The organism is Botrimarina colliarenosi, from assembly GCF_007859955.1.
Lineage (GTDB): Bacteria > Planctomycetota > Planctomycetia > Pirellulales > Lacipirellulaceae > Botrimarina > Botrimarina colliarenosi.
Genome location: NZ_SJPR01000005.1, coordinates 1 through 22,699 on the forward strand (window position 1 = coordinate 1; position 22,699 = coordinate 22,699).

General features: G+C 64.8%; 18 protein-coding genes and 1 other RNA gene. 13 read left to right on the top strand and 6 right to left on the bottom strand.

All coding sequences use genetic code 11. From position 1 onward, the window contains the following. Window positions 1-1,036: IS256 family transposase (locus Pla108_RS16220; protein WP_390615975.1), on the bottom strand; the 1,036-nt coding region annotated here is incomplete at its 3' end. A gap of 417 nt (window positions 1,037-1,453) precedes the next feature. Between Pla108_RS16220 and Pla108_RS16225 the strand changes: the two genes are divergently transcribed. Further along, window positions 1,454-1,840 carry a hypothetical protein gene (locus tag Pla108_RS16225; protein WP_146446025.1) on the top strand — a complete coding sequence of 129 codons (387 nt, stop codon included), beginning with the start codon at window positions 1,454-1,456 and terminating at the stop codon, window positions 1,838-1,840. 165 nt (window positions 1,841-2,005) lie between these two features. After that, the gene (locus tag Pla108_RS16230; RefSeq protein WP_146446026.1) at window positions 2,006-2,722 is read left to right on the top strand and encodes a peptidoglycan recognition protein family protein; all 717 of its coding nucleotides are present in this window, start codon (window positions 2,006-2,008) and stop codon (window positions 2,720-2,722) included. A 160-nt stretch (window positions 2,723-2,882) separates the two neighbouring features. On the opposite strand, the gene Pla108_RS16235 is transcribed toward Pla108_RS16230, so the two are convergent. Then, on the bottom strand, window positions 2,883-3,668 hold the full coding sequence (locus Pla108_RS16235) for a hypothetical protein (RefSeq protein ID WP_146446027.1): 786 nt from the start codon (window positions 3,666-3,668) through the stop codon (window positions 2,883-2,885). Between the two features lie 307 nt (window positions 3,669-3,975). On the opposite strand from Pla108_RS16235, the gene lysS reads away from it, so the two are divergent. From lysS to Pla108_RS16270, 7 genes are all read left to right on the top strand, one after another. Beyond that, on the top strand, window positions 3,976-5,610 hold the full coding sequence (gene lysS, locus Pla108_RS16240) for a lysine--tRNA ligase (protein ID WP_146446028.1): 1,635 nt from the start codon (window positions 3,976-3,978) through the stop codon (window positions 5,608-5,610). A gap of 80 nt (window positions 5,611-5,690) precedes the next feature. Further along, entirely contained in the window at window positions 5,691-6,671 is a 981-nt protein-coding gene (locus Pla108_RS16245) for a hypothetical protein (protein ID WP_146446029.1), read from the top strand. Between the two features lie 71 nt (window positions 6,672-6,742). Then, entirely contained in the window at window positions 6,743-7,168 is a 426-nt protein-coding gene (locus tag Pla108_RS16250; protein ID WP_146446030.1) for a DoxX family protein, read from the top strand. 109 nt (window positions 7,169-7,277) lie between these two features. Beyond that, on the top strand, window positions 7,278-8,849 hold the full coding sequence (locus Pla108_RS16255) for an ABC transporter permease (protein ID WP_146446031.1): 1,572 nt from the start codon (window positions 7,278-7,280) through the stop codon (window positions 8,847-8,849). Window positions 8,850-8,938: 89 nt separating this feature from the next. Continuing rightward, window positions 8,939-9,661 (top strand): ABC transporter ATP-binding protein, encoded by a 723-nt coding sequence (locus tag Pla108_RS16260; RefSeq protein ID WP_197526628.1) that lies wholly within the window; start codon window positions 8,939-8,941, stop codon window positions 9,659-9,661. A gap of 205 nt (window positions 9,662-9,866) precedes the next feature. Continuing rightward, window positions 9,867-10,724, top strand: coding sequence for a branched-chain-amino-acid transaminase (gene ilvE, locus Pla108_RS16265; protein WP_146446033.1), 858 nt, complete (start codon window positions 9,867-9,869; stop codon window positions 10,722-10,724). Between the two features lie 3 nt (window positions 10,725-10,727). Beyond that, window positions 10,728-11,948, top strand: a complete 1,221-nt coding sequence (locus Pla108_RS16270) for a DmpA family aminopeptidase (protein WP_197526629.1) — start codon at window positions 10,728-10,730, stop codon at window positions 11,946-11,948. 28 nt (window positions 11,949-11,976) lie between these two features. On the opposite strand, the gene Pla108_RS16275 is transcribed toward Pla108_RS16270, so the two are convergent. Both Pla108_RS16275 and Pla108_RS16280 read right to left on the bottom strand, forming a co-directional pair. After that, entirely contained in the window at window positions 11,977-12,765 is a 789-nt protein-coding gene (locus Pla108_RS16275; RefSeq protein ID WP_146446034.1) for a hypothetical protein, read from the bottom strand. 87 nt (window positions 12,766-12,852) lie between these two features. Beyond that, a complete protein-coding gene (locus tag Pla108_RS16280) occupies window positions 12,853-13,812 on the bottom strand; it encodes a PilZ domain-containing protein (protein ID WP_146446035.1) in 960 nt (319 codons plus the stop codon). Window positions 13,813-14,098: 286 nt separating this feature from the next. On the opposite strand from Pla108_RS16280, the gene rnpB reads away from it, so the two are divergent. Further along, an RNA gene (gene rnpB, locus Pla108_RS16285) (RNase P RNA component class A) lies at window positions 14,099-14,554 on the top strand. 184 nt (window positions 14,555-14,738) lie between these two features. Here the strand turns inward: rnpB and Pla108_RS16290 are convergent. Together Pla108_RS16290 and Pla108_RS16295 are read right to left on the bottom strand one after the other, a co-directional pair. Beyond that, a complete protein-coding gene (locus Pla108_RS16290; protein ID WP_146446036.1) occupies window positions 14,739-15,299 on the bottom strand; it encodes a hypothetical protein in 561 nt (186 codons plus the stop codon). A gap of 419 nt (window positions 15,300-15,718) precedes the next feature. Continuing rightward, complete coding sequence (locus tag Pla108_RS16295) at window positions 15,719-16,639, bottom strand: sugar phosphate isomerase/epimerase family protein (RefSeq protein WP_146446037.1); 921 nt, start codon at window positions 16,637-16,639, stop codon at window positions 15,719-15,721. A 420-nt stretch (window positions 16,640-17,059) separates the two neighbouring features. Between Pla108_RS16295 and icd the strand changes: the two genes are divergently transcribed. From icd to Pla108_RS16310, 3 genes are all read left to right on the top strand, one after another. Then, entirely contained in the window at window positions 17,060-18,301 is a 1,242-nt protein-coding gene (icd, locus tag Pla108_RS16300) for an NADP-dependent isocitrate dehydrogenase (RefSeq protein ID WP_146446038.1), read from the top strand. A gap of 540 nt (window positions 18,302-18,841) precedes the next feature. Continuing rightward, on the top strand, window positions 18,842-20,557 hold the full coding sequence (locus Pla108_RS16305; protein ID WP_146446039.1) for an ATP-dependent nuclease: 1,716 nt from the start codon (window positions 18,842-18,844) through the stop codon (window positions 20,555-20,557). A gap of 635 nt (window positions 20,558-21,192) precedes the next feature. Beyond that, complete coding sequence (locus Pla108_RS16310) at window positions 21,193-22,647, top strand: DUF4886 domain-containing protein (RefSeq protein ID WP_146446040.1); 1,455 nt, start codon at window positions 21,193-21,195, stop codon at window positions 22,645-22,647. Window positions 22,648-22,699 lie beyond the last annotated feature (52 nt).

Consider the following 22,699-nt stretch of genomic DNA (forward strand, 5'->3'; position numbering starts at 1 on the left):
CCCCCACGACTCGCGTGCGACGCCGGATCTCTCGCATCAGCCGCTCCAACGCGTTGTTCGTCCGCAGCCGCGTCCAGTGCTCTCGCGGGTAGCCCATGTAGGCGAGCGTCTCACACGCTCCCTCCTCAACGCACCCGGCCGCCTTGGCCAGTTTCATGCCGCGGAGCTTCTCGACCACGTCGGCCGCCTTCTTGAGCGCCGCCTCGCGGTCCTCCTGGGCGTGGATCGCCTTGAGCATCGCCGCGACCTCGCGAGACTTGCTCTTGGGAACCGTCGACAGCACGTTGCGGTACCAGTGCACCGTGCAGCGTTGCCAGTCCGCCTCGGGGTAGAACTCGCCGAGCGCCTCGACCAGACCCAGGCACTTGTCGCTGGTCACCAGGCGAACGCCTTTCAGGCCACGCTCCTTCAGGTGACGCAGGAACTGCCGCCAGCTCTCGGCGTCTTCCTTGGCGCCCTCGGCCACGCCCAGCACCTGCCGGTAGCCTTCCTCGTCCACGCCGATCGCCACGAGCACCGCTACGTTCTTCACCTCGCCTCCCCACGAGCGTTTCAGCCACACCCCATCCAGGGCGATGTAGGCGAACGAGCCCTCGATGGGCTGGTTCCGCCACGCCTCGATCCGCTCGTAGAGCTTCTGGTTGAGCTCGCTCACCGCGCTGGGCGACACCCGCGTCCCCCACAACGCCTCGGTGATGTCCTCCACCCGGCGGACGCTCACCCCCGCCAGGTACATCTCCATCAACGCCTCCTCGACCGAGGATTCTCGCCGCCGGTACCGCTCGATGATCTGCGACTCGAACGGCAGGCTCCGCAAGCGAGGGACCTTCAGCTTCACCTCGCCCGCCTTCGTCTGCAGCTTCCGCTCGTACGAGCCGGCCCGCCTGTCCACCCGCTCGGCCGAACGCTCGTAGCGGCCCGCCCCGCACAGCCGGTCCGCCTCCGCGTCCAACAGCCCGTTGAGCGTCTCTTCCACGCTCGAGCGGACCACCTCGTCCACGTGACCACGCACGGCCTCCTCGTCCACCTGGACCATCCCGCCATCTACGCCTCCTGCTACACTCGACATCGGTCGCCTCCTGGCCTTGGTAGGGGTTCGAATCTCACAACTCGATTCCTACCAAGCCGGGGCGGCCTCTCATATGTGCGCAACTATCCGGACGTTATCGCTGCGATTGCTTCCCAATCATTTAGACTTCCAAAGCCGATAGCGTCTAGACTTCGTGACTCACACTCGAAGATTTCTGAGCTAGGGCGTCACGTAAACGATGGCCGATACTTGGATGCAGAGAAGCATTTAAGTGCTTTTGGCGAATCATACAAATCGGCCGTAACAGCGGCGGCCGGGTGGCGACTAAAGTGGTCCCTTCCACTCCGAAGTCGAGTCAACTCCGATGCCAACGAAGATGTCGACTCTTTCGATTTGCAACCGACATCCAAAGAAATGTCTCGAGTGATGGAACTCGTCCACAAGCGAGTTACGTCGCAGTCCCTCAACACCTTTGCAGTGCACGCACCCGCAAAACTCTTACGCACCCCCGGCCTAGCGAAGTCGGAGACTGTTATTGACGAACTCAGGGACTGCATCTTCGTCGTAAGATTTCAGGACGGCGATACGCACATGCTCAGCCTGCCAGAGCTTATCGCTTTTATCCACTCATTGGTCATGGCCAAAATCTTGCATGACAAGGCGGAGCGAATCGCCCAAGTATCGAGTCCACAGCAAGGGGACGACTTTTCGTTCAATTACTCGATTAACTTTAGAGAAATCATGCAGCCGCAGAGTGTTATTTCCCTGCTAGATTTGGTTGAATTCGCGGAAACCCCTAGCGATGAATAGCTAGGTATCAGACTTCCCCCAAGTTTGCGGCGGGTGGCACCGACGCAAAGGATCGGGCGTGCCACTGACTCCGCCAGTGCGGTCCTGGGAATCGCCCCGCCGGCAGGTCACAATGGCAAAGCCAGTGGCTCACCAACGCCCACCAACCGACGGCGCCCGATATCCGTGAAATACCTCGCTCTTAGCTTTGTTGCCGCCCTCGTCGGTCTGCCCGCCCTCGCCGCGGATCGGGTCGCCGTCCCGCGTCCGGCCAACTTCGTCTCCGCCGAGGACTGGGGCTCACGGCCTGATCCGATTCCTGACGAGCGCCGGCACACGCCCCAGTTCGTCACGCTCCATCATGCCGGGGTGCGGTGGACCATCGATCGCGACCCGGTCGAGTTCATCCGCAACATGCAGGCGTGGGGCAAGCGGCGGCCGGAGATCGAGGAGCCGCCGCGCAACACGTTTTGGGCCGACCTGCCGTACCACTTCTTGATCGCTCCCGACGGGCGGATCTTTGAGGGGCGGTCGCTCGACTACGAGCCCGAGTCGAACACCAAGTACGACCTAGCCGGCCACCTCGGCGTCGAGCTGATGGGCAACTTTGAGGAGCAGCGGCCGAGCCCCGCCCAGGTCGAGTCGGCCGTGCGGCTCGTCGCCTGGTTGGTCGCGAAGTTCGACCTGACGCTCGAGGCGATCAGCACGCACGCCAAGGTCGCCGACGGGCAGACGAGTTGCCCGGGGCGGGATTTTAATCGCTATATGGAGGGGAGCCCGTCCCAGTTCGAGAAGTGGGTTGGCCAGGTGCTGCGAGGCGAGGAGCTGATGATCGACCTCGGCCCGCCGCTGGAAGAGGGTCCGACTGAGTTGATCACCGAGTCGACGAAGCCGACCGAGTGACCGTGGCCTAAGGTGGTCATTTGTGGGAGGGGTCTCCAGACCCCGATGACGCGCACCATCACGTAGCGGAATGGATACCGTTATCGGGGTCGGGAGACCCCTCCCACAGTCGTTGTACTCTTCATATAACCCACGAGGGTCATATAGCCCACGAGGGGCCTTACGGCGCCTTCGTCTCGCCGCGCAGAAGCAACTCGCCGGGCCGCACGTCGACGCCGGTGAGCCGTAGCGCTTTGTCGTGGCCCGCCTTGATGCGGTCGAGATCGACCACCACCGCGGCGGTCTCGCCCGTTTGTGAGAGGCGGATCGGGCCGATCTCGGCGAGCGGGGTCTGGCGGATCTGCGCCATGATCGCGTCGAGCGGCAGCGACAGACGGCCGATCTTCGCCGACTCGATCTCGAGGGCGAGCTCGTCCGACTCGGTGACCAGCGGCAGCAGGGTCACCGACAGGATTCCCTCGATGCGGCTCATCCGGCTGCGGGCGGCGAGGATGACCTTGCCCTCTTCGAGCATCACCCGCGGCGCCAACAGGCCCGCCTTCTGAAAGCCGGGGAAGTCGCGTTCGAGCCGCAGGGCGAGCCAGGCGTTGATCTGGTCGGCCGTGACGCGGCTCTTCCACTCCGGGAGGGCCCGGGTGTCGCTGACGAGCGTCGAGAGCTGGCTCTCGAACTCGCGGCGCTGGGTCTCGGCGACGGCCGGGTCGACCTCGACGACCGCCTCGTAGGCGGGCACCGCCGCGGTCGCCGACTTGTAGAGGCCAAAGACGACGCCGATCGCCACGAACACCATCAACCCCATCGACGCGAGCACGATCAGCGCCAGCCGCCGGAACCCGCCAGCCACGCGGACGCCTTCGGCCGGCGCCTCGCTGTTGGCGGGATCGATAACGGCGGGGTCCGTGACGGCGGGCGTCGCGTTCTCGGCGGGTTCGGAGGGCGTCGTCATGGGCGGCGAATCGTAGGGTTGGCCGGCGATGGCGTCAAAGGAAGTGAACCACCAAGGAACGAAGGAACAAAGTTTTTTGCCCGCGAATAACGCGGAGGGCCGTGAATTGAAGTGCTAATTTGCAGGCCCGATTAGCGGAGATTCGCGTCATTCGCGGGCCTTTGTCTTTTTCCCGTCCGTCGTTCCTTGGTGGTTCCCTAATCCGTCGAGGCGTTGACCATCAGCGGGGGCGGGCGAGACAATCTGGCCCTTTGACGCTCCGCCGGCGCCGCCGGTTCTGCTAGCACGACCTTTATTCTAGACGCCGATGTCCGACGCCGACCCCGATCTGACCGACCCGCTGGTCGCCCGCCGCAAGAAGCTCGAGGCGATTGCCGCGATGGGGATCGACCCGTGGGGCCAGCGGCTCGACGACCACACGCCGATCGCCGAGGTCCGCGCCCAGGCGGGCGCCGTGAAGTACCGCTGCGCCGGCGGCAAGGAGGTTGACCTGCCCCCTTTTGACTCAGGAGAAGCGGCTGTCGAAGGCCTCGACTTCCGCGCGTGGAAGGCGGCCCAGGACGCGGAATACGGGGACGGCGAGCGGGGCGAGATCACCGGCCCGACGCTCCGCGTAGCCGGCCGGGTGGTGCTGATGCGGACCGCCGGCAAGCTGGTCTTCGCCAGCCTCCGCGACCAGACGGGCGACCTGCAGCTGATGATCGGCAAGCAGCAGGTTGGCGACGACTGGGACCTCGTCGACAAAATCGACCTGGGCGACCTGATCGCCTGCGACGGCACGCTGGTTCGCACCAACACGGGCGAGCTCACCATCGCCGCCACGGGGCTGACGTTCCTCACCAAGAGCCTCGAGGTCCCGCCCGAAAAGCACCACGGCCTCACCGATCCCGAGGCGCGGCAGCGGATGCGCTACGTCGACCTGGCGTACAACGACGGCGTGATGCCGAGGTTCCTCGCGCGTAGCCTGATCGTCCGCAGCATCCGCGAGTCGCTCGCCGAGCGGCGCTTCGTCGAGGTCGAGGGGCCGACACTCCACGCGATCGCCGGCGGCGCCGCGGCCCGGCCGTTCACGACGCACCATAACGCGCTCGACATCGACCTGTTCTTGCGGATCGCTCTGGAGCTGCACCTCAAGCGGCTGATGGTGGGCGGCATCGAGCGCGTCTATGAGATGGGCCGCGTCTATCGCAACGAAGGGATTTCGCCCCGGCACAATCCCGAGTTCACGATGATCGAGCTGTACCAAGCGTACGGCGATTACAACTCGATGATGGACCTCACCGAGGCGCTGATCATCGACGCGATCGACCGGCTCCGCGAAGCGGGCTACGCCCCCAGCGGCGACAAGCCGTACGTCTTGCCATGGGGCGACGACACGATCGACTTCACGCCGCCGTTCAAGCGCCGCACCTACGACGACCTCTTCCAAGAGTACGCCGGCTGCGACCCGAACGACGAAGCAGCCGTCGCTGCCAAGGCGAAGTCGATGGGCTTCGCCGTCGTCGACGAGGCCGGCGCGCCGCGGCACGCCGACGTCATCAAGAGCGAGGTCTTTGAGGAGACGGTCGAGGACGCGCTGGTGGGCCCGATCTTCGTGACCGACTACCCCGCGAGCCTCTGCCCGCTGACGAAGCGCAAGACGGGCGCCCCGCACATCGCCGAGCGGTTCGAGCTGTTCATCAAGGGGATGGAGCTCGCCAACGCCTACACCGAGCTGAACGACCCCGACCTGCAAGAAGAGCTGTTCAAGAGCCAGCTGGCGGGGCTCGACGAGTCGGAGTCGATGGCCAAGATGGACGACGACTTCGTGCGGGCCCTCCGGCACGGCATGCCCCCCGCGGGCGGCCTGGGCATCGGCATCGACCGCCTCGTGATGCTGCTGACCAACAGCCAGACGATCCGCGACGTGATCCTGTTCCCGCTGCTGCGGCCGGAGCGGTAGGGCGGGGCGTCTCCGTAAGTTTGACCGGATCGGCGGCGGCGGCTTAAGCTGCCCGGGTCTTCACCCTGGGCGCTGCCGCTATGCATGGTCTCCACGTTTCTGCCGCTGCGATGGCGATCGCCGCGTCGCTGCTGCCCGCCCCGGCGGCGTGGGGAGTGGTGATCGACGACTTTTCGTCCGGCGCGTTCGCTTACACCGCGACGAGTCCCTACGCGCCGTCTGCCGCGTTCGTGCAACAGGGCGCCGATTTTGCCGGCGGCGGGACGCCTCCGCTGGGGTCGCTGCGGACCTTCGATCGGCTCGCGGCGAGCGGCGGCGTGGGGTCGTCATCGACCTACGCCGTCAACACCTTGGACGGGCTCTTCCGAATCGACAGCGTCGATACGCAAGACCGAAACACTTACAAGTACTTCGATCTCACCTACGGGTCGCCGGACTCGCCGCTCGGTGTTGATCTGACGGCGGGGGGGGCGGATCGGCTAAGGCTGCGTTTCGTCGGCGAGGCGCCGGGCATTGGTTTAGATGTCCGTGTGGTTGGGATGGTTGAAGGGCAGACGTGGAGCTTGTCCACAAGCATCGGCGACATCTTCGCGGTCGGTCCCGCCGAGAGCATCGTCGATTTGCCCTACAGCGAGTTCTCCGGCAACCTGGCCGCCCTTCAGGACGTCGTCACGATGTCATTCTCGTCGAGTCGTCTGCAGGCCGACACCGCCATCGACCTGATCGAAACCGCCACGGCGCTGCTCACCGGTGATTTCAATCGAGACGGCGTCGTCACGCTCCAGGACCACGCCTTCTGGAGCGACAGCTACGCCGGCGTCCGCGCCATCCGGGTCGACGGATCGCTCTACGTGCCGACGAGTTCGCGGCTCGACGAAACGACCGTCGACGCCAATCGCGACGGCGCCATCAACGCCGCCGATTACACGGTCTGGCGTGACGCGTACGCGACGGCGACGGCCCAGGCGACCGCCGCCCCCGAGCCGACGGCGCTGCTAACTTGCGGTATGGCGATGCTGCTCGCGGCGGCGGGGCGATGTCCCGCGCCGAGGCGGGCCTGATCTGGCGCCGCGACAGTGCCGCCAGTACGGTCGTCGGTTCCTTCCGTCCTCCGCCCCGAGCGCTGTTTCAAATGTTCAAGATCCCCTACGGCGACGACCTCGCCAAGCTCTTGCTCCGCCTGATGGCGGGCGGGCTCATGCTCTTTCACGGCGTTTCGAAGCTGACCGGGGGGATCGACGGCATCGCCGGCATGCTCACGGCGAAGGGGCTCCCCGAGGCCATGGCTTACGGCGTCTATGTCGGCGAGGTGCTGGCGCCCCTGCTGCTTGTCGTCGGCTTGTTCACACGGCTGTCGGCGGCGGTCTTTGCCTTCAACATGGTGGTCGCCGTCGGGCTCGCCCACGCGGGCGAACTACTGTCGGTAGGCGAACATGGCGGCTGGGCCGTCGAGCTGCAGGCGTTCTACCTGTTCACGGCGCTCGCCATCGTGCTAGCAGGCCCCGGGGCGTTCTCGATCGACGGCCAGCGGCGGCGTGCCGGCGCGAAGCCCGAGTAGCGACAAACGTCTTTGGACGTGGCGGCTTGATCTGGCGGCTGGCGGGGTGGTGCTGGTACGGTTCGCAACCCGCTGCCGACCGTCCGCTGCCCCCCGTCTGCTAGCACGCATGTACAAACTCGTCCTCTGCCTCCGCTACCTGCGGACGCGCTGGATCGCCCTGGCGTCGATCATCAGCGTCACGCTCGGCGTGGCGACCATGATCGTCGTCAACAGCGTCATGGCCGGCTTCACGCACGAGATGCGCGACCGCATCCACGGCATCCTCAGCGACGTGATCCTGGAGGCCCGCAGCCTCGACGGCGCCCCCGACGCGGCGCGCCACATGGAGCTAATCCGCAAGCAGGCGGGCGACCTGATCGTCGGCATGAGCCCCACGGCCCAGGTGCCGGCGATGCTCGGCTTCACCGTCAACGGCCAGCGGGTGAACCGCCAGGTGATGCTGATCGGCATCGACCCCAAGACGTATGGCGAGGTGAGCGACTTCGGACGCTTCCTCCAACACCCGGCCAACCGCGGCGAGCTGCGGTTCGACCTCCACGAAGGGGGTTACGACACGGCCGACCATCAAGCCGAAGACCCCGCCAAGGCCGCCCCACGGCCGATGATGGAGACCGCCGGCTGGGAACACCGACGCCGCAAAGCGTTCTGGCAACAACGCGAAGCGGAGCTAGCGAAACGACTGGCGAAGTCGGAAGTTGCTGAGGCAACGACCCCCCCAACAGAATCCACAACCCGCGATCAGCAATCCGCAATCGCCGACCCCTTCGCCAAAGCCGAGGCGGACAGTGGTGAGGTCGGCGAGACGTTCGATCCGACCTCGCAACAACACCCGGGCGTCGTGCTCGGGATGGCGCTCGGCAGCTTCCGCGACGCGTCGGGCGAGGACAAGTTCTTGTTGCTCCCCGGCGACGACGTCGAAGTGACCTACCCGATGTCGACAACACCCCCCAAGCCGGGCTCGGCGTTCTTCACCGTGGTCGACTTCTATGAGTCGAAGATGAGCGAGTACGACTCGTCGTTTGTCTTCGTGCCGCTCGACGTGCTGCAGGACAAGCGTGGCATGATCGACCCGACGACCGGCGTTGCGAGCTTCAACTCGATCCAGATCCGCTGCAAGCCGGGTGTCGACCTCAACGCACTGCGTGATCGCCTGCAAGAAGTCTTCGACCCGCGGGCTTACGTCATCAGCACTTGGCAAGACAAACAGGGCGCGCTGCTGGCTGCCGTCTCGATGGAGACCGCCGTCCTCAACGTGCTTCTCTTCATGATCATCGCCGTCGCCGGCTTCGGCATCCTGGCGATCTTCTACATGATCGTCGTCGAGAAGACCCGCGACATCGGCATCCTCAAGAGTCTCGGCGCGGGCGCGGGAGGCGTCATGGGGGTCTTCCTCGGCTACGGCCTGACACTCGGCGTCGTCGGCGCCGGCGGCGGCATGGTCGGCGGCCTGCTATTCGTCGCCTACATCAACGAGATCGCCGACGTCCTCGCCTGGGTCACCGGCACGCCGGTGTTCGACCCGGCCGTCTACTACTTCGCGAAGATCCCCACGGTCGTCTACCCACACACTGTCGCATGGATCGTCGCCGGAGCGATGGCGATCGCCATCCTGGCAAGCGTGCTGCCGGCCCGCCGCGCGGCGGCGCTGCATCCCGTTGAAGCACTCCGCTGGGAATGAGTACGAGTGCGGATTTCGGATTGCGGATGGAAGAAACCAGGGAACCCACAGTGACAACACAAGCCGCAATCCGAAATCCCCAATCCGCAATGGCCCCCACGGTCCTCGCCGCCCGTGGCGTCACCAAGACGTACCGCAAGGGCGCCGTCGCCGTGCCGGTGCTGCGCGGCGCCGACATCGACGTCGCCGAGGGCGAGATGCTCGCCATCGTTGGGCAGTCGGGCAGCGGCAAGAGCACGCTGCTGCATGTGCTGGGGACGCTCGACCGGCCGGACGAAGGCGAGGTGCTTTACCGCGGGCAGCGGATCGACACGCTCAGCCGCCGGCGCCGTGACGCGTTCCGCAACACCGAGTTGGGGATGATCTTCCAGTCGTACCACCTGCTCCCCGAGCTGACGGCGCTCGAGAACGTGCTCGCCCCGGCGATGATCCGTTACGGCGTCTTCGCGTATCTCGGCAAACGGCGTCAGCTACGCGAGCGGGCGACGGCGTTGCTCGAGCGTGTCGGCCTCGGCCACCGGATGACGCACAAGCCGCGCGAGCTCTCCGGCGGCGAGATGCAGCGCACCGCGATCGCCCGGGCCCTGATGAACGAGCCGCGGCTGCTGCTCGCCGACGAGCCGACCGGCAACCTCGACCCCACCAGCGGCGACGGGGTGCTCGAACTCATGCGGGGCCTGAACCAAACCGACGGTTTGACGGTCATCATGGTGACCCACGACCGGGCGATCGCCGCCCTGGCCGACCGGACGGTCACGCTCGTCGAGGGCCGCGTCGCCGAAGAGGCCGAGGGCCTCCGCGTGCAGGGCTGACGCCCGATTCTTGTGGGAGGGGTCTCCGACCCCGATTACGGCATCCATTCCGAAACGTCGTGGTGCGCGTGATCGGCGTCGGAGACGCCTCCTACAGGTAAGGACGCTTACGGCTCGCCTGCTGCCCCTGCCCGCCCACGTCTCCAGTGTTAGAATCATGCCCCTTGCCCAAGCCACCCACCTCCAATCTCTTCCCGCTTCCCTCATGTCCCGCACCGTTTGGATCAACGGCGATCTCGTCCCCGCCGAGCAGGCGACCGTCAGCGTCTTTGACCACGGGCTGCTGTACGGCGACGGCGTCTTTGAAGGGATGCGGATCTACAGCGGCAAGGTGTTCCGCCTGAAAGAGCACCTGGAGCGGCTCTACGAGTCGGCCAAGGCGATCTGCCTGACGATCCCCATGCCGCCGGAGGCGCTCGTTGACGCGACCAACCTGACGGTCGAAGAGAACGCCCTCGAGGACGGCTACATCCGCCTGCTGGTGACACGGGGCTCGGGCACGTTGGGGCTCGACCCCAATCGTTGCGGCAACCCTCAGGTCATCATCATCGTCGACAAGATCGCCCTCTACCCGGCCGAGCTCTACGAGAACGGCCTCGAGATCATCACCTCGAGCGTCATCCGCAATCACCCGGCCGCCCTCAGCCCGCGGATCAAGTCGCTCAACTACCTGAACAACATCCTGGCGAAGCTCGAGGGTCTGCAGGCCGGCTGTGTCGAAGCGCTGATGCTCAACCACAAGGGCGAGGTCGCCGAGTGCACGGGCGACAACATCTTCGTCGTTAAGAAGGGCGAGCTCTACACGCCGCCGCTCGACGCCGGCATCCTGGCGGGCATCACCCGTGAGGTGGTCCTCGAGATCGCCGACGCCGACGGCGTGCCGACCTGGGAGGCGTCGATGACCAAGCACGACGTCTACGTCGCGGACGAGGTCTTCCTGACCGGCAGCGCCGCCGAGGTGATCCCCGTCGTGAAGGTCGACAGCCGGCAGATCGGCGACGGCCGACGGGGCCCGGTCACCAAGCGCCTGAACGAGCTGTTCAAGGCCGCCGTTCGCGCTTGAGCGATGCGCAAAGGCGAGGCCGCGCTGAACTATGCTGGGAAGGACCCACCCCTTCCCGCCCGCGAGTCGGTGATGTTCGACGCGAAACCGCTTTGTCGCCTCGCTATTGTCGCCACCGCCATGGGGGCAGGCGTCACGCAGGCGGAGCGGCCGCGCCTTCGTGATCTGGGCGTAAGCGTCGGCATCTTTGCGCCCGGCCGGCTGAATGCGATCACCGACGTCGGCGGCGTCCGCGTCGGCCACGACACGCTGATCGAAGGGGACCGCGTCCGCACCGGCGCCACGGCGATCCTCCCCCATGGGGGCGACCTCTTTCAACAGAAGGTCCCCGCCGCCATCGTCGTCGGCAACGGCTTCGGAAAACTGGTCGGCTCGACTCAGGTCGAGGAACTCGGCCAGCTTGAGACGCCGATCTTGCTAACCAACACCCTAAACGTTTGGGAAGCGGCGGCCACGCTGGTTGAAGCGACCCTCGCCGCGCCCGGTAACGCGGACGTCCGCTCGGTGAATCCCGTTGTCGGCGAGACGAACGACGGCTATCTCAACGACATCCGCAGCCGACCGCTGAGGCCTGAGCACTTCCGCGCCGCTTTGCGGGCCGCGTCCCCGGGACCGGTCGCGGAGGGAGCGATCGGCGCGGGGACGGGCGTCCGGACGATGGGCTTCAAAGGGGGGATCGGCTCCTCGTCGCGGCGGTTGCCGGGGTCGCTCGGCGGCTACACCGTCGGCGTCCTCACGCAGACCAACTTCAGCGGTCTGCTGACCATCGCCGGCGCGCCGGTGTGGCGTGACCTGGGCCCGGCGCCATACCCCGAGCACGACCTCTCCTCCAAAGACGGCTCGTGCCTGATCGTCGTCGCCACCGACGCTCCGCTCGACGCTCGACAGCTCAAACGCCTCGCGCGCCGGGCGCTGATCGGCATGGGCCGCACCGGCGCCGACTTCTCAAACGGGAGCGGCGACTACGTCATCGCCTTTAGCGCCAACGATGCGGTTCGCATCGACGCCGACACGCCCGTCGCCACGATTCCGCGTCTTGCCGAGGTGGGCCTGACGCCACTCTTCGAAGCGGTCGCCGAGGCGACCGAAGAGGCGATCATCAACGCCCTGCTCCGCGCCACCACCGTCCGCGGGCGCGACGGGAACATCAGCGAAGCGATCCCGATCGGACCGCTCAAAGAATCGCTACGTCGCTACGGCGTCACCGCCGACGACCTGCCCTGACCCGCCGTCAACGGGTTCTGACCAGCCGTCAACGGGTCGTTGTTTCCTCAACGTCCGTCTCGTCCGCCAGGCGGTGGGCGAACTTGCTGAACTCGGTGTTCTCGACCGATTTGTACTCCGCCAAGCGCCGGTTCGTCTGGTCGATGCGGTGACGGTCGTCACGGGAGAGGATCCACGTCACGAGGTGCTCGGCGCGGAGGTCGGGCTCGCCCTCGATCAGACCGCTGTAGAGCTCGACTTCGATCGGCACCACGTCGCGGTTGGCGAGCGCCTCGTTGACGAGCATCCGCGGCGCCGGCGGCAGGCCCGCCTCGAGCAGCGTGTGCAGTTGGGCGTAGGCGTCGAGGAACGCCCGCAGCTCTTTCATCGCTTCGCGGCTCGCCACCGGCATGGTCACCAGGCGATACGACATCTGCTTGCTGACGAACCGCATCTCGCCGGTGTCGGCGTCGAACGCCTGATCGAACGAGGGGTCGCCCGTGAAGCGCAGGAACGGGTCTTTGTGAACCGCGGCCCAGCGGCGGAGCTTGGTGGTGGCGATCGCGACGCGGTCGGCGCCGATCTCGGTGCGATACTCCCGCGTCGTGTCGAGCAAGACGAACCGCCCCGGCTTGTCGGCCGCGCCGGGTCGGAAGATGGTCACCCGGTGGTCGGCGTCGCGGAAGTCATAGGCGGCCCCGCCGGTGAAGAGCGTCACGCTCTGGCTGGCCGGCTCTTCCTCGCCGGGGGCGAAGACGCGGGTCTCGATACGAAAGTCGGCCGCTGCGGCAGTGAGCGCAGAAGCAGCGACGAGGGCGAGGGCTAGCAGTTGGCGCATGGCGACACTCTTCGGGTACGGATCTCCGAGCGCCCGGACGTTATCAGTGTCACGGCGTGGAGTGAAGAGCGAATGCCGAGGGCGCCGCTAGCGTCCGGCGTGCCCGCCGCCCCACATGTCGAAACCAACGCCGATCTCATAGAAGCGGCCGATTGTTTCGCAACGCATCACCTCGGACTCGACGGCGATCCAGGCATTCGGGATCGTGAGCGAACGCCAACGGAGCGCCAGCCGCTGATTGCCGATCGACCGCGTGTGCGCCAGCCGCGCGCCGGTCATCGACAAATCGCCGACCAGCACCGGGAACGCTGGTCCGCAAGGCTCGCCGTTTGGCCGCAGAAGGACGGCCGAGGCGACCACATCAACCGGAAGACGCTCGTCCAAGCGACGATTCCCCTGCCCGTGTTGCTGCTCGTTCTCGAGACGCCGGTGCCGTGCTCGCTCGACGCACTTCGATAGCGACTCGAGCAGGCTACTCGGCATCGAGTCGCTGATCAGATGATCGCCAAGCCGCTGCTGGATTGTCGCCGAGCGCCGAAGCAAAGTGGTCTCGATCAAGCAGAGCTCTTCCCCCTCGACGGGCGGAGCGACGGCCTCGTTTTCCACCGGTACGAGGCGGTTCCGCGGCAGGAGGGCGGCCGCTTTCGCGCCGAGCAGCTCGGCGTCGATGGGATCGACAAAGGCCCCGTCGAGGCGCTGGTCGAGCCGCCGTAGCACCTCCTGACCCGAGTCGGGCGAGAGCGCCGCCAAGACCTTGGCTCCGTTGCGGCGAGCGAAGGCCGTGGCCGCCACCTTGAAGTGCATCGCGTCGGGTTGGCGGAGGTCGAGATAGAGCAGATCGTATTTTCCGCCCCGGATCCTCTCGATCGCCAGCTCGGGGCGGTGCACAACGTCGCTCCCGATCCCCTGAGCCGCGAACGCGCGAGACGCGACGCTGCCGCGCAGGATCTTGCTATCGAACACAAGCGACTTGCCGCGCGAGGCCCCGCCGTCAGCCGCTCGGGCGTGAGCGGGAACGGCAATCTCCATGGAAGTGAGGGAAGACATGGGCGGGTGTTTGGTGTTTTGACAGCCGTGCTCGGGACGTTTTGCGAAGGACGCGTGCGCAAAGCTAGGGCTCATAATCCAGGTATTCGTTCTGTGACTTTGCGGTCCTCCGAAATACTACGGACCCGCTGCCGATTGTGACGGTGACGCGGCCTACGACAGACGCCGGCGCGGCCGAGTGCTGTTAGAGACAGGAAGCCTGACAGAACGGGTCGCAAAGCGTCGTCACAGCGAGTGGTGTTCCGCCCGGTGCGGGGCCCCTCGGTCTGCTACACTGCCGGTTCCCCGAGAGGGCTGGGCGACCGCCGGGCGCTGCGAAGCGCCGGGAGGAAAGTCCGGGCGGCGTAGGACAGGGTGGTGGGTAACGCCCACCAGTCGAAAGGCTAGGGAAAGTGCAGCAGAGAGTAGACCGCCTAAGGGAGCGGTCAGTGTTCAGCTGTCAGCGATCAGACGCGCAAGCGGCAGCTGAAGGCTGACAGCTGATCGCTGACCGCTCCCCGGCAAGGGTGAAACGGTGCGGTAAGAGCGCACCAGCGGGCGGGGTGACTCGCTCGGCTTGGTAAACCCCACCCGACGCAAGGCCAAACAGGGGGCAGAGCTTGTCCGGCTCGCTACGACCCCCGGGTGGGCCGCTTGAGGCGACGGGCAACCGTCGTCCTAGAAGAATGGTCGCCGCCGCCGCCCCCCTTCGAGAGAAAGGGGTCGGCGGAGACAAAACCCGGCTTACAGGCCCTCTCGGGGCCTTTTGATTGCGGAAGGGAGATTTCGGATTGCGGAATGGCTGTCGCCACTGCAAACGGCGGCCTCTGGCTATCATTCCGCAATCCGAAATCCCCATTCCGCAATCAAAAAGAGCCGCCCCGGCCCATCAGGACCGAGGCGGCTTTCGTTCTTTCGTCATGGTGGCCCGGCCGGGGCGCCAGAACTCAGAAGCCCGACTTGAACGGGCTGTCGCCGTTGGAGTGGCTGGCCGAGGGCGCCGGGGTCGGCGTGCCGGTCAGCGACGGCGTTGTCGTCGTCCGACGCTTCGGCAGGGCGGTCTGGTCCGCGGGGATCAGGTCCTGCTCGATCATCTGCAGCAGCTTCGAGATACAGAGCTTGTTCATGCTGGTCCGGAGGTCGTGGGCCTCGGTCCGCAGGTACTCGTGCATGCTCTTGGGGAGGCGGACCGTGATGACACGGGTCGGCTCGCTCTCGCTGTCGGCGGTCGCCTTATTCTCGCGGAGCTTGACCAGCATCTTCTGGACCTGGCTGAACTCTTCCGACCGCTCGAAAGCGGTGAGGTCGTCGAAGTTCGGGAACGTGCGGCGGATGACGCCGTCGATACCCATGACTTCGCGGAAGAAGGTGACCCAGTCGGGCGACTGCTGGCACAGACGCTCGGCGACCTGCAGGAGCTGCTGGTACTGAGGGTTGGTTTCGGTGGGCTGGCTATTCGTGGACGTGGCGTTGATCGGGGACTCGGTCAGCACGGCGTGCGTCTCCATCCGTTCGTGCGGGGGGGCGGTGGGGCCAACTCCAGCCCCACGTACGCTGGCATTCTCTGACGCCAGCAAACGACCCCCTCACACCCCGTTCGGCGCCAGCACTTGCAGCGAATCCGCCCCGCTGCCTATCTGGCGGCAGCCGCTGCTTAACCTCCAGGCACGGCCGCCGTGCACAAACCTTGTGCACGGCCTCTTTTCCCGCTCCGCTGGGTGTCCAGTGAAATCACCCGATGAATCTTTAGCCGAAACCCTGCTTCTGAGAGCAAATCACGCCCCCACGTGGCAACTTGGGCGAACCACGCAAAAAACTCCGGGCGCTGACGCTTCCGGCTCCCACCCAGTTGGGCTAGGAGCCGGAAGCGTCAGCGCCCGGAGTGGAGCGCGACCATGTCTTGCTAGCAAGCGGCCGACCGGCGGCGTCAAACGACCGAGTCGCGGATCCGCTCGAGCAGCGCCTTCGTCAGCTTGATCCCCTCGTACTCGCACGGGTTGCCCCCCTCCCACTCGATGCCGACGTAGCCCGAGTAGCCGTGGTTGAGCACCGTCTTCATCACCCGCGGGAAGTCGGTCTGGACCTCTTCGCCGGCGTCGTTGAACTCGTAGCTCTTGGCCGACACCGCCTTGGCGAACGGCATCAGGTCTTCCATCCCCTGATAGCGGTCGTACCAGACCGCGTCGGGGGTCCCGCGGCCGCTGATGCAGAAGTTGCCGAAGTCGGGCAGCGTCCCCACGTTCGGGCGGCCGACCCGCCGCATCACGCCGGCCAGCCACTCGCCGTTGCTCGACAGCCCGCCGTGGTTCTCCACCAGCACGTTCAGGCCGTACTGGTCGGCGATCTCGCCCAGCCGGCCCAGGCCGTCGGCCGCCAACGCTAGCTGCTCGGCGTAGCTCCCGCTCGACTGGGCGTTCACCCGGATCGCGTGGCAGCCGAGCTCGCGGGCCGCTTCGAGCCATTTTTTGTGGTTGTCGATCGCCTGCGACCGCTTCGCCCCGTCGGCGTCGCCCAGGGCGCCCTCGGCGTCGACCATGATCAGCACGCTGCGGACCCCGTGGTCGTCGCACTGCTGCTTCACCTTGGCGACATACTCCGATCCGGCCTGCTTATCCCCCCACAGCTGGCTCACGTACTCGACCGCGTCGATGCCGAACTCTTCCTTCGTCACCCGCGGAAAGTCGAGATCGGTCAGGTCCCCGCCGCGGATCGCCTTGTGGAGCGACCACTCGGCCAGCGAAATCCGGAACGGCACGACTTTCTCGGCGGCAAAAGCCCAGCGGGGCGCGGCGGCGACGGCCACCCCGGCGGCGGCTGTCTGGAGAAACTGACGGCGGGCAAGCGACATCGGGTGAAGACCTCGGTGGTGTTCCGGACGCGGGACAGAGGGACCCATCTTCACCCCACGGACTGCCCAATGCAATCAAGGGCCCCATGCAATCAAGGGAACCGCCTAGACGCCAACAAGGGAACCGCCAAGACGCCAAGGCCGCCAAGGATCGCCAAGTTCAATCCTTCAGACAGGATGAACAGGACCGACAGGATCAACCCTCCGCCTGATCCGGTTGATCCTGTCAATCCTGTCCAAGGACTTCCTGGCGTTCTTGGCGTCTTGGCGGTTTCTCCCTCCCGCCCGTTGACCCCCCGCGCCGGCCTACCGAGAATCGCTACCCCAACCCAATCCCCCCACGCCCGAAGGCGCGCCGCCGGCCCCCTCATCCGGTCGCCCGCGCAACCTTCAGGCCCCAAGCCTCACTCCGGAGCCCTCATGGCCGCCTCCCCCATCACGATGACCGCCGGCAAGCTCAACGTGCCCGACGAGCCCATCGTGCCGTTCATCGAGGGCGACGGCATCGGCCCCGACATCTGGAAAGCCAGCCAGCTCGTCTTCGACGCCGCGGTCGAGAAGGCCTACGGCGGCAAGAAGAAGATCGCCTGGAAAGAAGTCCTCGCCGGCCAGAAGGCGTTCGACCAGACCGGCGAATGGCTCCCCGAGGCCACGCTCGAGGCGTTCCGCACCTACCTGATCGGCATCAAGGGCCCGCTCACCACGCCCGTCGGCGGCGGCATCCGCTCGATCAACGTCGCCCTCCGCCAGATCCTTGACCTCTATACCTGCCTGCGTCCGGTCCAGTACTTCACCGGCGTCCCCTCCCCCGTGAAGCAGCCCGAGCTGACCGACATGGTCATTTTCCGGGAGAACACTGAGGACATCTACGCCGGCATCGAGTTCGAGCACGGCTCGGACGACTGCAACCAGTTCAAAACCCTCTTCGCCGAGGCGTTCCCCGAGCGCTGGAAGAAGGTCCGCTTCCCCGAAACGGCCGGCATCGGCATCAAGCCCGTCAGCCAAGAGGGGACCGCCCGCCTGGTGAAGGCCGCCATCCAGTACGCGATCGACAACGACCGCGACTCGGTCACGCTGGTCCACAAGGGGAACATCATGAAGTTCACCGAGGGCGCCTTCCGCGACTGGGGCTACCAGGTCGCCGCCAGCGAGTTCGACGCCCAGCCGCTCGACGGCGGGCCCTGGCACGTTATTAAGGGGGGGACGCACGGCGCCAAGCGGGACATTGTCATTAAGGATGTCATCGCCGACGCCATGCTCCAGCAGATCCTCACCCGCCCGGCCGACTACAGCGTCATCGCCACGCTCAACCTCAACGGCGACTACATCTCCGACGCCCTGGCGGCCTGCGTCGGCGGCATCGGCATCGCTCCCGGCGGCAACATCAACTACGCCACCGGCCACGCCATCTTCGAGGCGACCCACGGCACCGCCCCCAAGTACGCCGACCAAGACAAGGTGAACCCGGGCAGCGTCATCCTGTCGGGCGAGATGATGTTCCGCCACCTCGGCTGGACCGAGGCGGCCGACCTGATCCTCAAGGGGATCAACGGCGCCATCGGCGCCAAGACGGTCACGTACGACTTCGAGCGTCAGATGGAAGGCGCCACGCTCGTGAAGTGCAGCGAGTTCGGCAAAGCGATCATCAAGCACATGGGCTGAGCCATCCCCCCCGTGAGCCGTAGGCGCTAGCCTCGGGCAGCCCACCGAACCGGCCCCCACGCCGTCAGGGAGCGAACGAAAAAACAACAACGCCGCGATGGGGACACCCCCCCATCGCGGCGTTTTTCATTCGCTGGCTCGAACCACCAAGGAACCAAGGAACAAAAGCAAGCTCCTGTAGGACGGGTCTCCGACCCCGATCACGGCGCCCTGGCCGTTGGGGCCGGCTGCGAAGGAAGGGAACCACGAAGGGCACGAAGGACACGACGGCCGGTGGCGTGGGACCGACCGCCGCGGCTGGTGAAGCGATTAGTAGTTTTCGCCTAGCGCCGAACGAATAGTGCCGCCAGAGAACCCAAGTAGGACATATGTCGGCACCGCTTTGGTATCCTGCCTGCTTGCGTGCCACCCGTCGGCCAATCGTAGATCTGGCTGTGACTGTTACTCCAACTGACAAGAGACGCCATATCAGACGGCGACGCCCACCCGACAGCATTGAATGCAAACGCATTCCGACCTTTCTTACCACAACCCGACAAAATGATCGCATCCGCTTACTATGTAGATAGCTATTCCTGCTTTCGCAATGCAGCAATCGGGTTTGATTCATTCACACCAATTACCGTGATTATAGGAAAAAACAACAGCGGCAAATCTAAGCTTCTCGATTTTGCACAAGAGTTATGCGCAAACACAATTGACACTGCAAAGCACAGGACCAACGGGACCGCCACGCTAGATGAGCAAGGATTGAAATCAATTTTTAGAGAGGGCACTAGCGGCGGTGAACTAGGCTCGTATGAAGACCACTGGAGCGGCCACGGCAGCAAACTTATCGGATGCAAAGTGCAATGGCAATCAGACACTGCAGGAAAAATAGACATAACAGTGCCGCAAGATTATCACCACGGCAACAAAAACATACAGATGGCAAGGGAAAAGTATATTGCCGGCGCACTGCGGCGCGCGACAACGCCGCTTTCTAACAAAACTTTTCGTCGCATCCTAGCAGATCGGGACATTCGCGCCGAACCCGCATCGTATGAAACCAATATTTCCGCAGACGGGACCGGCTCCACTAACACCATCAGACGAATCCTCACCAGCTCAGAGCTAGACGAGTCACTGGTTAGATCAACGCTACTGAATGGAATGCAAACGGTATTCGGTTCAGATGCTGATTTCACACGCATCGAGATAAAGCAGCATGACGGCGAAGACGGTGACACCAAACTCCGGGAGGTTTTCTTCGAAGAGCCTGGAAAGGGACTTGTGCCATTAGGGCAATCCGGCAGCGGCCTAAAAACAGTACTTTTGGTACTGCTAAATCTTCTTGTAATCCCCACTGTCGAGAAACGCGATCCGAGTAAGTACGTGTTCGCACTTGAGGAACTCGAAAACAATCTACATCCTTCCTTACTAAGGCGTCTTTTCGATTTCATCACTGATTTCGTCTCCCAACAGAAATGCTCGTTACTGATAACTACTCATTCAAGCGTCGCTCTTGATTACTTTGGGACGTGCAATGACGCTCAAATAATTCGAGTGTTTCATGACGGAAGTTCTGCTACTGCCTCTAGGGTCCTAGCTCACTTTGACAGAGTCGGGCTCATTGCGGAACTTGGAGCTAAACCATCCGATTTACTTCAAGCAAATGGAGTGATCTGGGTGGAAGGTCCTTCGGACAGAATCTATATCAACCGAATGATCGAGCTCTATTCAGACGGGGAACTCCGGGAAGGACGTGACTACCAATGCGCGTACTACGGCGGGTCTTTGCTAGCCCGAGTAGAATTCTGTGATCCGGAATCGGAGTCGGCAGAACTATCCAACTTACTTCGCTTAAACAACCACGTGGCTATCATATGTGACGGCGATCGCACTGCCTCCTCCGGACGCAGATCGCGAATAAAACCTCGCGTCGAAAAAATAAAAGAACAGCTAGCGACCATTCCCAACAGTTATATTTGGATTACTGACGCTAAGGAAATCGAATGCTACATACCATCGCAAGTGTGGAATACCATTTACAAGAAGAAGGGTTTGCCCGACCCTCGTGTGCACGATTCGTTTCCAGACGGCCCGTCTGGTGACGACCATTACGTTTTTCGAGAAATATCCAAAACTTCTTTTAACAAGTTCGATTTCTCACTAAAATCTGCTCCCAAGCTAACAAAAGAATTACTCGAAGGGAAGTTTGACATTGAAGCCGCGATGAATGATTTAATTAAGTGCATTCGAAAATGGAATGAATGATTGGTGCTGCAACTCGGCCGGGCGTCATGCCCACGCTGAAGCGCGAGGGCATGGCGCCCTCTCTCGTCGGCTCCCACGCTCACCCCGTCGGCGCCGGTTTCTTGCCCCTTCCCGCAATCGAGCCCACCTCCACGGGGCGGCCGTCGTGCCCTTCGTGTCCGTCGTGGTTCCCCTCTCCTTCCCACGAGGAGCCTCGGGCGCCCATCGTCACTCGACGGGGGCGGGGCGACCCCTGAGTCGGCGGTCCGGGCGCGTGATTCCGCCGTTCTAGTACTTGAACCAAGTGTTTTTTGGGATTTTTTCCGGCGGCCGTGAGCGGCTTTTTTGGGGGGTCTCGGCGCCCCCTCGATTGGGTGGTCTCTGCCGACGCCGCCCCCCACCGCCGGCCGCTGAATCACCGAGGGTTTTGAAAACGGGGCGCTAATTCCTAGGCGCTGCGGTGCGCAAAAGCGACCTCGCCGATCGGGCGCTTCGCGCCTCGTCTGCCGGCCTTATCGACCCGTTCAACCGCGCCGCACTGCTCGACTCGCGCCGCCGTTTGTCGCTAAGCTGCCCGCACTTTTCACAAGGCCCGTCGTTCGACGCCGAGGCCCCCTTCCAATCGGAACGTTTTGCTAATGGAGACACCCTTGTCCATGCCCCACCGATGCGCCTTGCGCGCGCTGCTCGCCCTGCTCGTCACGGCGGCGGCCTCTAACGTCGGCTTCGCCGACACGCCCCTCAACCTGCTGTTCATCGGCAACAGCTTCACCGCGGGGGGGCCGATCGCCCACCTCGTGCGTGACCTCGCCACCGACGCCGGCTGGGCGACGCCGAACGTCCAGTACGTGGCCCCCGGCGGTCAGTCGCTCGGCTTCCACACCACGAACCCCGACACCGTGAACGCGATCGGCCTGGGGGGTTGGGACTTTGTCGTGCTGCAAGAGTTCAGCACCGGCCCGACCGACAACGCCGGCAACCCGGCCGCCTTTAAGAGCAACGCCACCGCGCTGTACGACCAGGTGAAGCTCTCGAGCCCCAACGCCAACGTGGTGCTCTACGAGACCTGGGCGCGGGAGGCCGATCACTCGTTCTACCCCGGCACGTTCACCGACCCGGCCCAGATGCAGGCCCAGCTGCGGACCCACTACAACGACGCGGCCGACAACTACATCCCGGCCAACTCGACCGCCGCGGTCAAGACCGACGTCGTGGTGGTGCCGGCCGGCGACGCCTGGGAGAACTACCTGAACTCGGGCGGCACGATCCGCCTGCACGACACAGACGACTACCACGCCGGCCCGAACGGCCAGTACCTGTCGTCCGCCGTCATTTATTCGACGATCTACGAGCGCTCGGTGGCGGGGCTCAGCGGCCTGGTGGCCGCCCCGGCCGACGCGGCGGTGCTGCAGACGTTCGCCGACGCCACGACCGGCATGACGATCACCGGCGGCCCGATGGGCAACGGTTTGTCGCCCCTCGCCGCCGGCGGCGGGATCCTCATCGACTTTGGTGGCACGGACCGCCCCACCGCGGCGCCCTGGAACAACTTCAACGAGTTCCTCACCGGCAGCAGCCTGATCAACGTGCTCGACGATTCGGGCGCGACGACCAGCATCGACGTGACGCTCACCGACGGTTTCTCGGGGGTCAACTCCGCGGGCAGCGCGGGCAACACGCTCGGCTACCCCACGACCGCCACGAGCGACAGCTTCTACACCGGTTCGTTCGACGGCCACGAAGCGGCCCTGCCGAACCGCGCCCAGGTGACCATCAGCGGGCTCGACCCCAGCCTCGTGTACGACCTGGCGCTGTTCAGCTCGCGGACCGGCACCGACTCGGGCATGGGCCGGCTGACCCGTTACACCGTCGACGGGCAGTGGATCGACTTCGACGTGTCGGACAACACCGGCACGGAGGTCCTGTTCGCGAGCGTCCCCGCCGCGGGCGACGGCACGCTGACGCTCGACGTCGAGGTCAGCCCCGACGGGACGGGCCGCTTCGCGTACCTCGGCCAGCTCAAGCTCACCGCGCACGCGGTCCCTGAGTCGACGAGCCTGCTGATGCTGGGCGTCGGCGGCCTCTCCCTGCTGCAACGCCGCGGGCGCTGAGCTAGCGCTACGCCATCGGATCGCCAGCAGCCGCCCGCCCTCACGGGGGCGG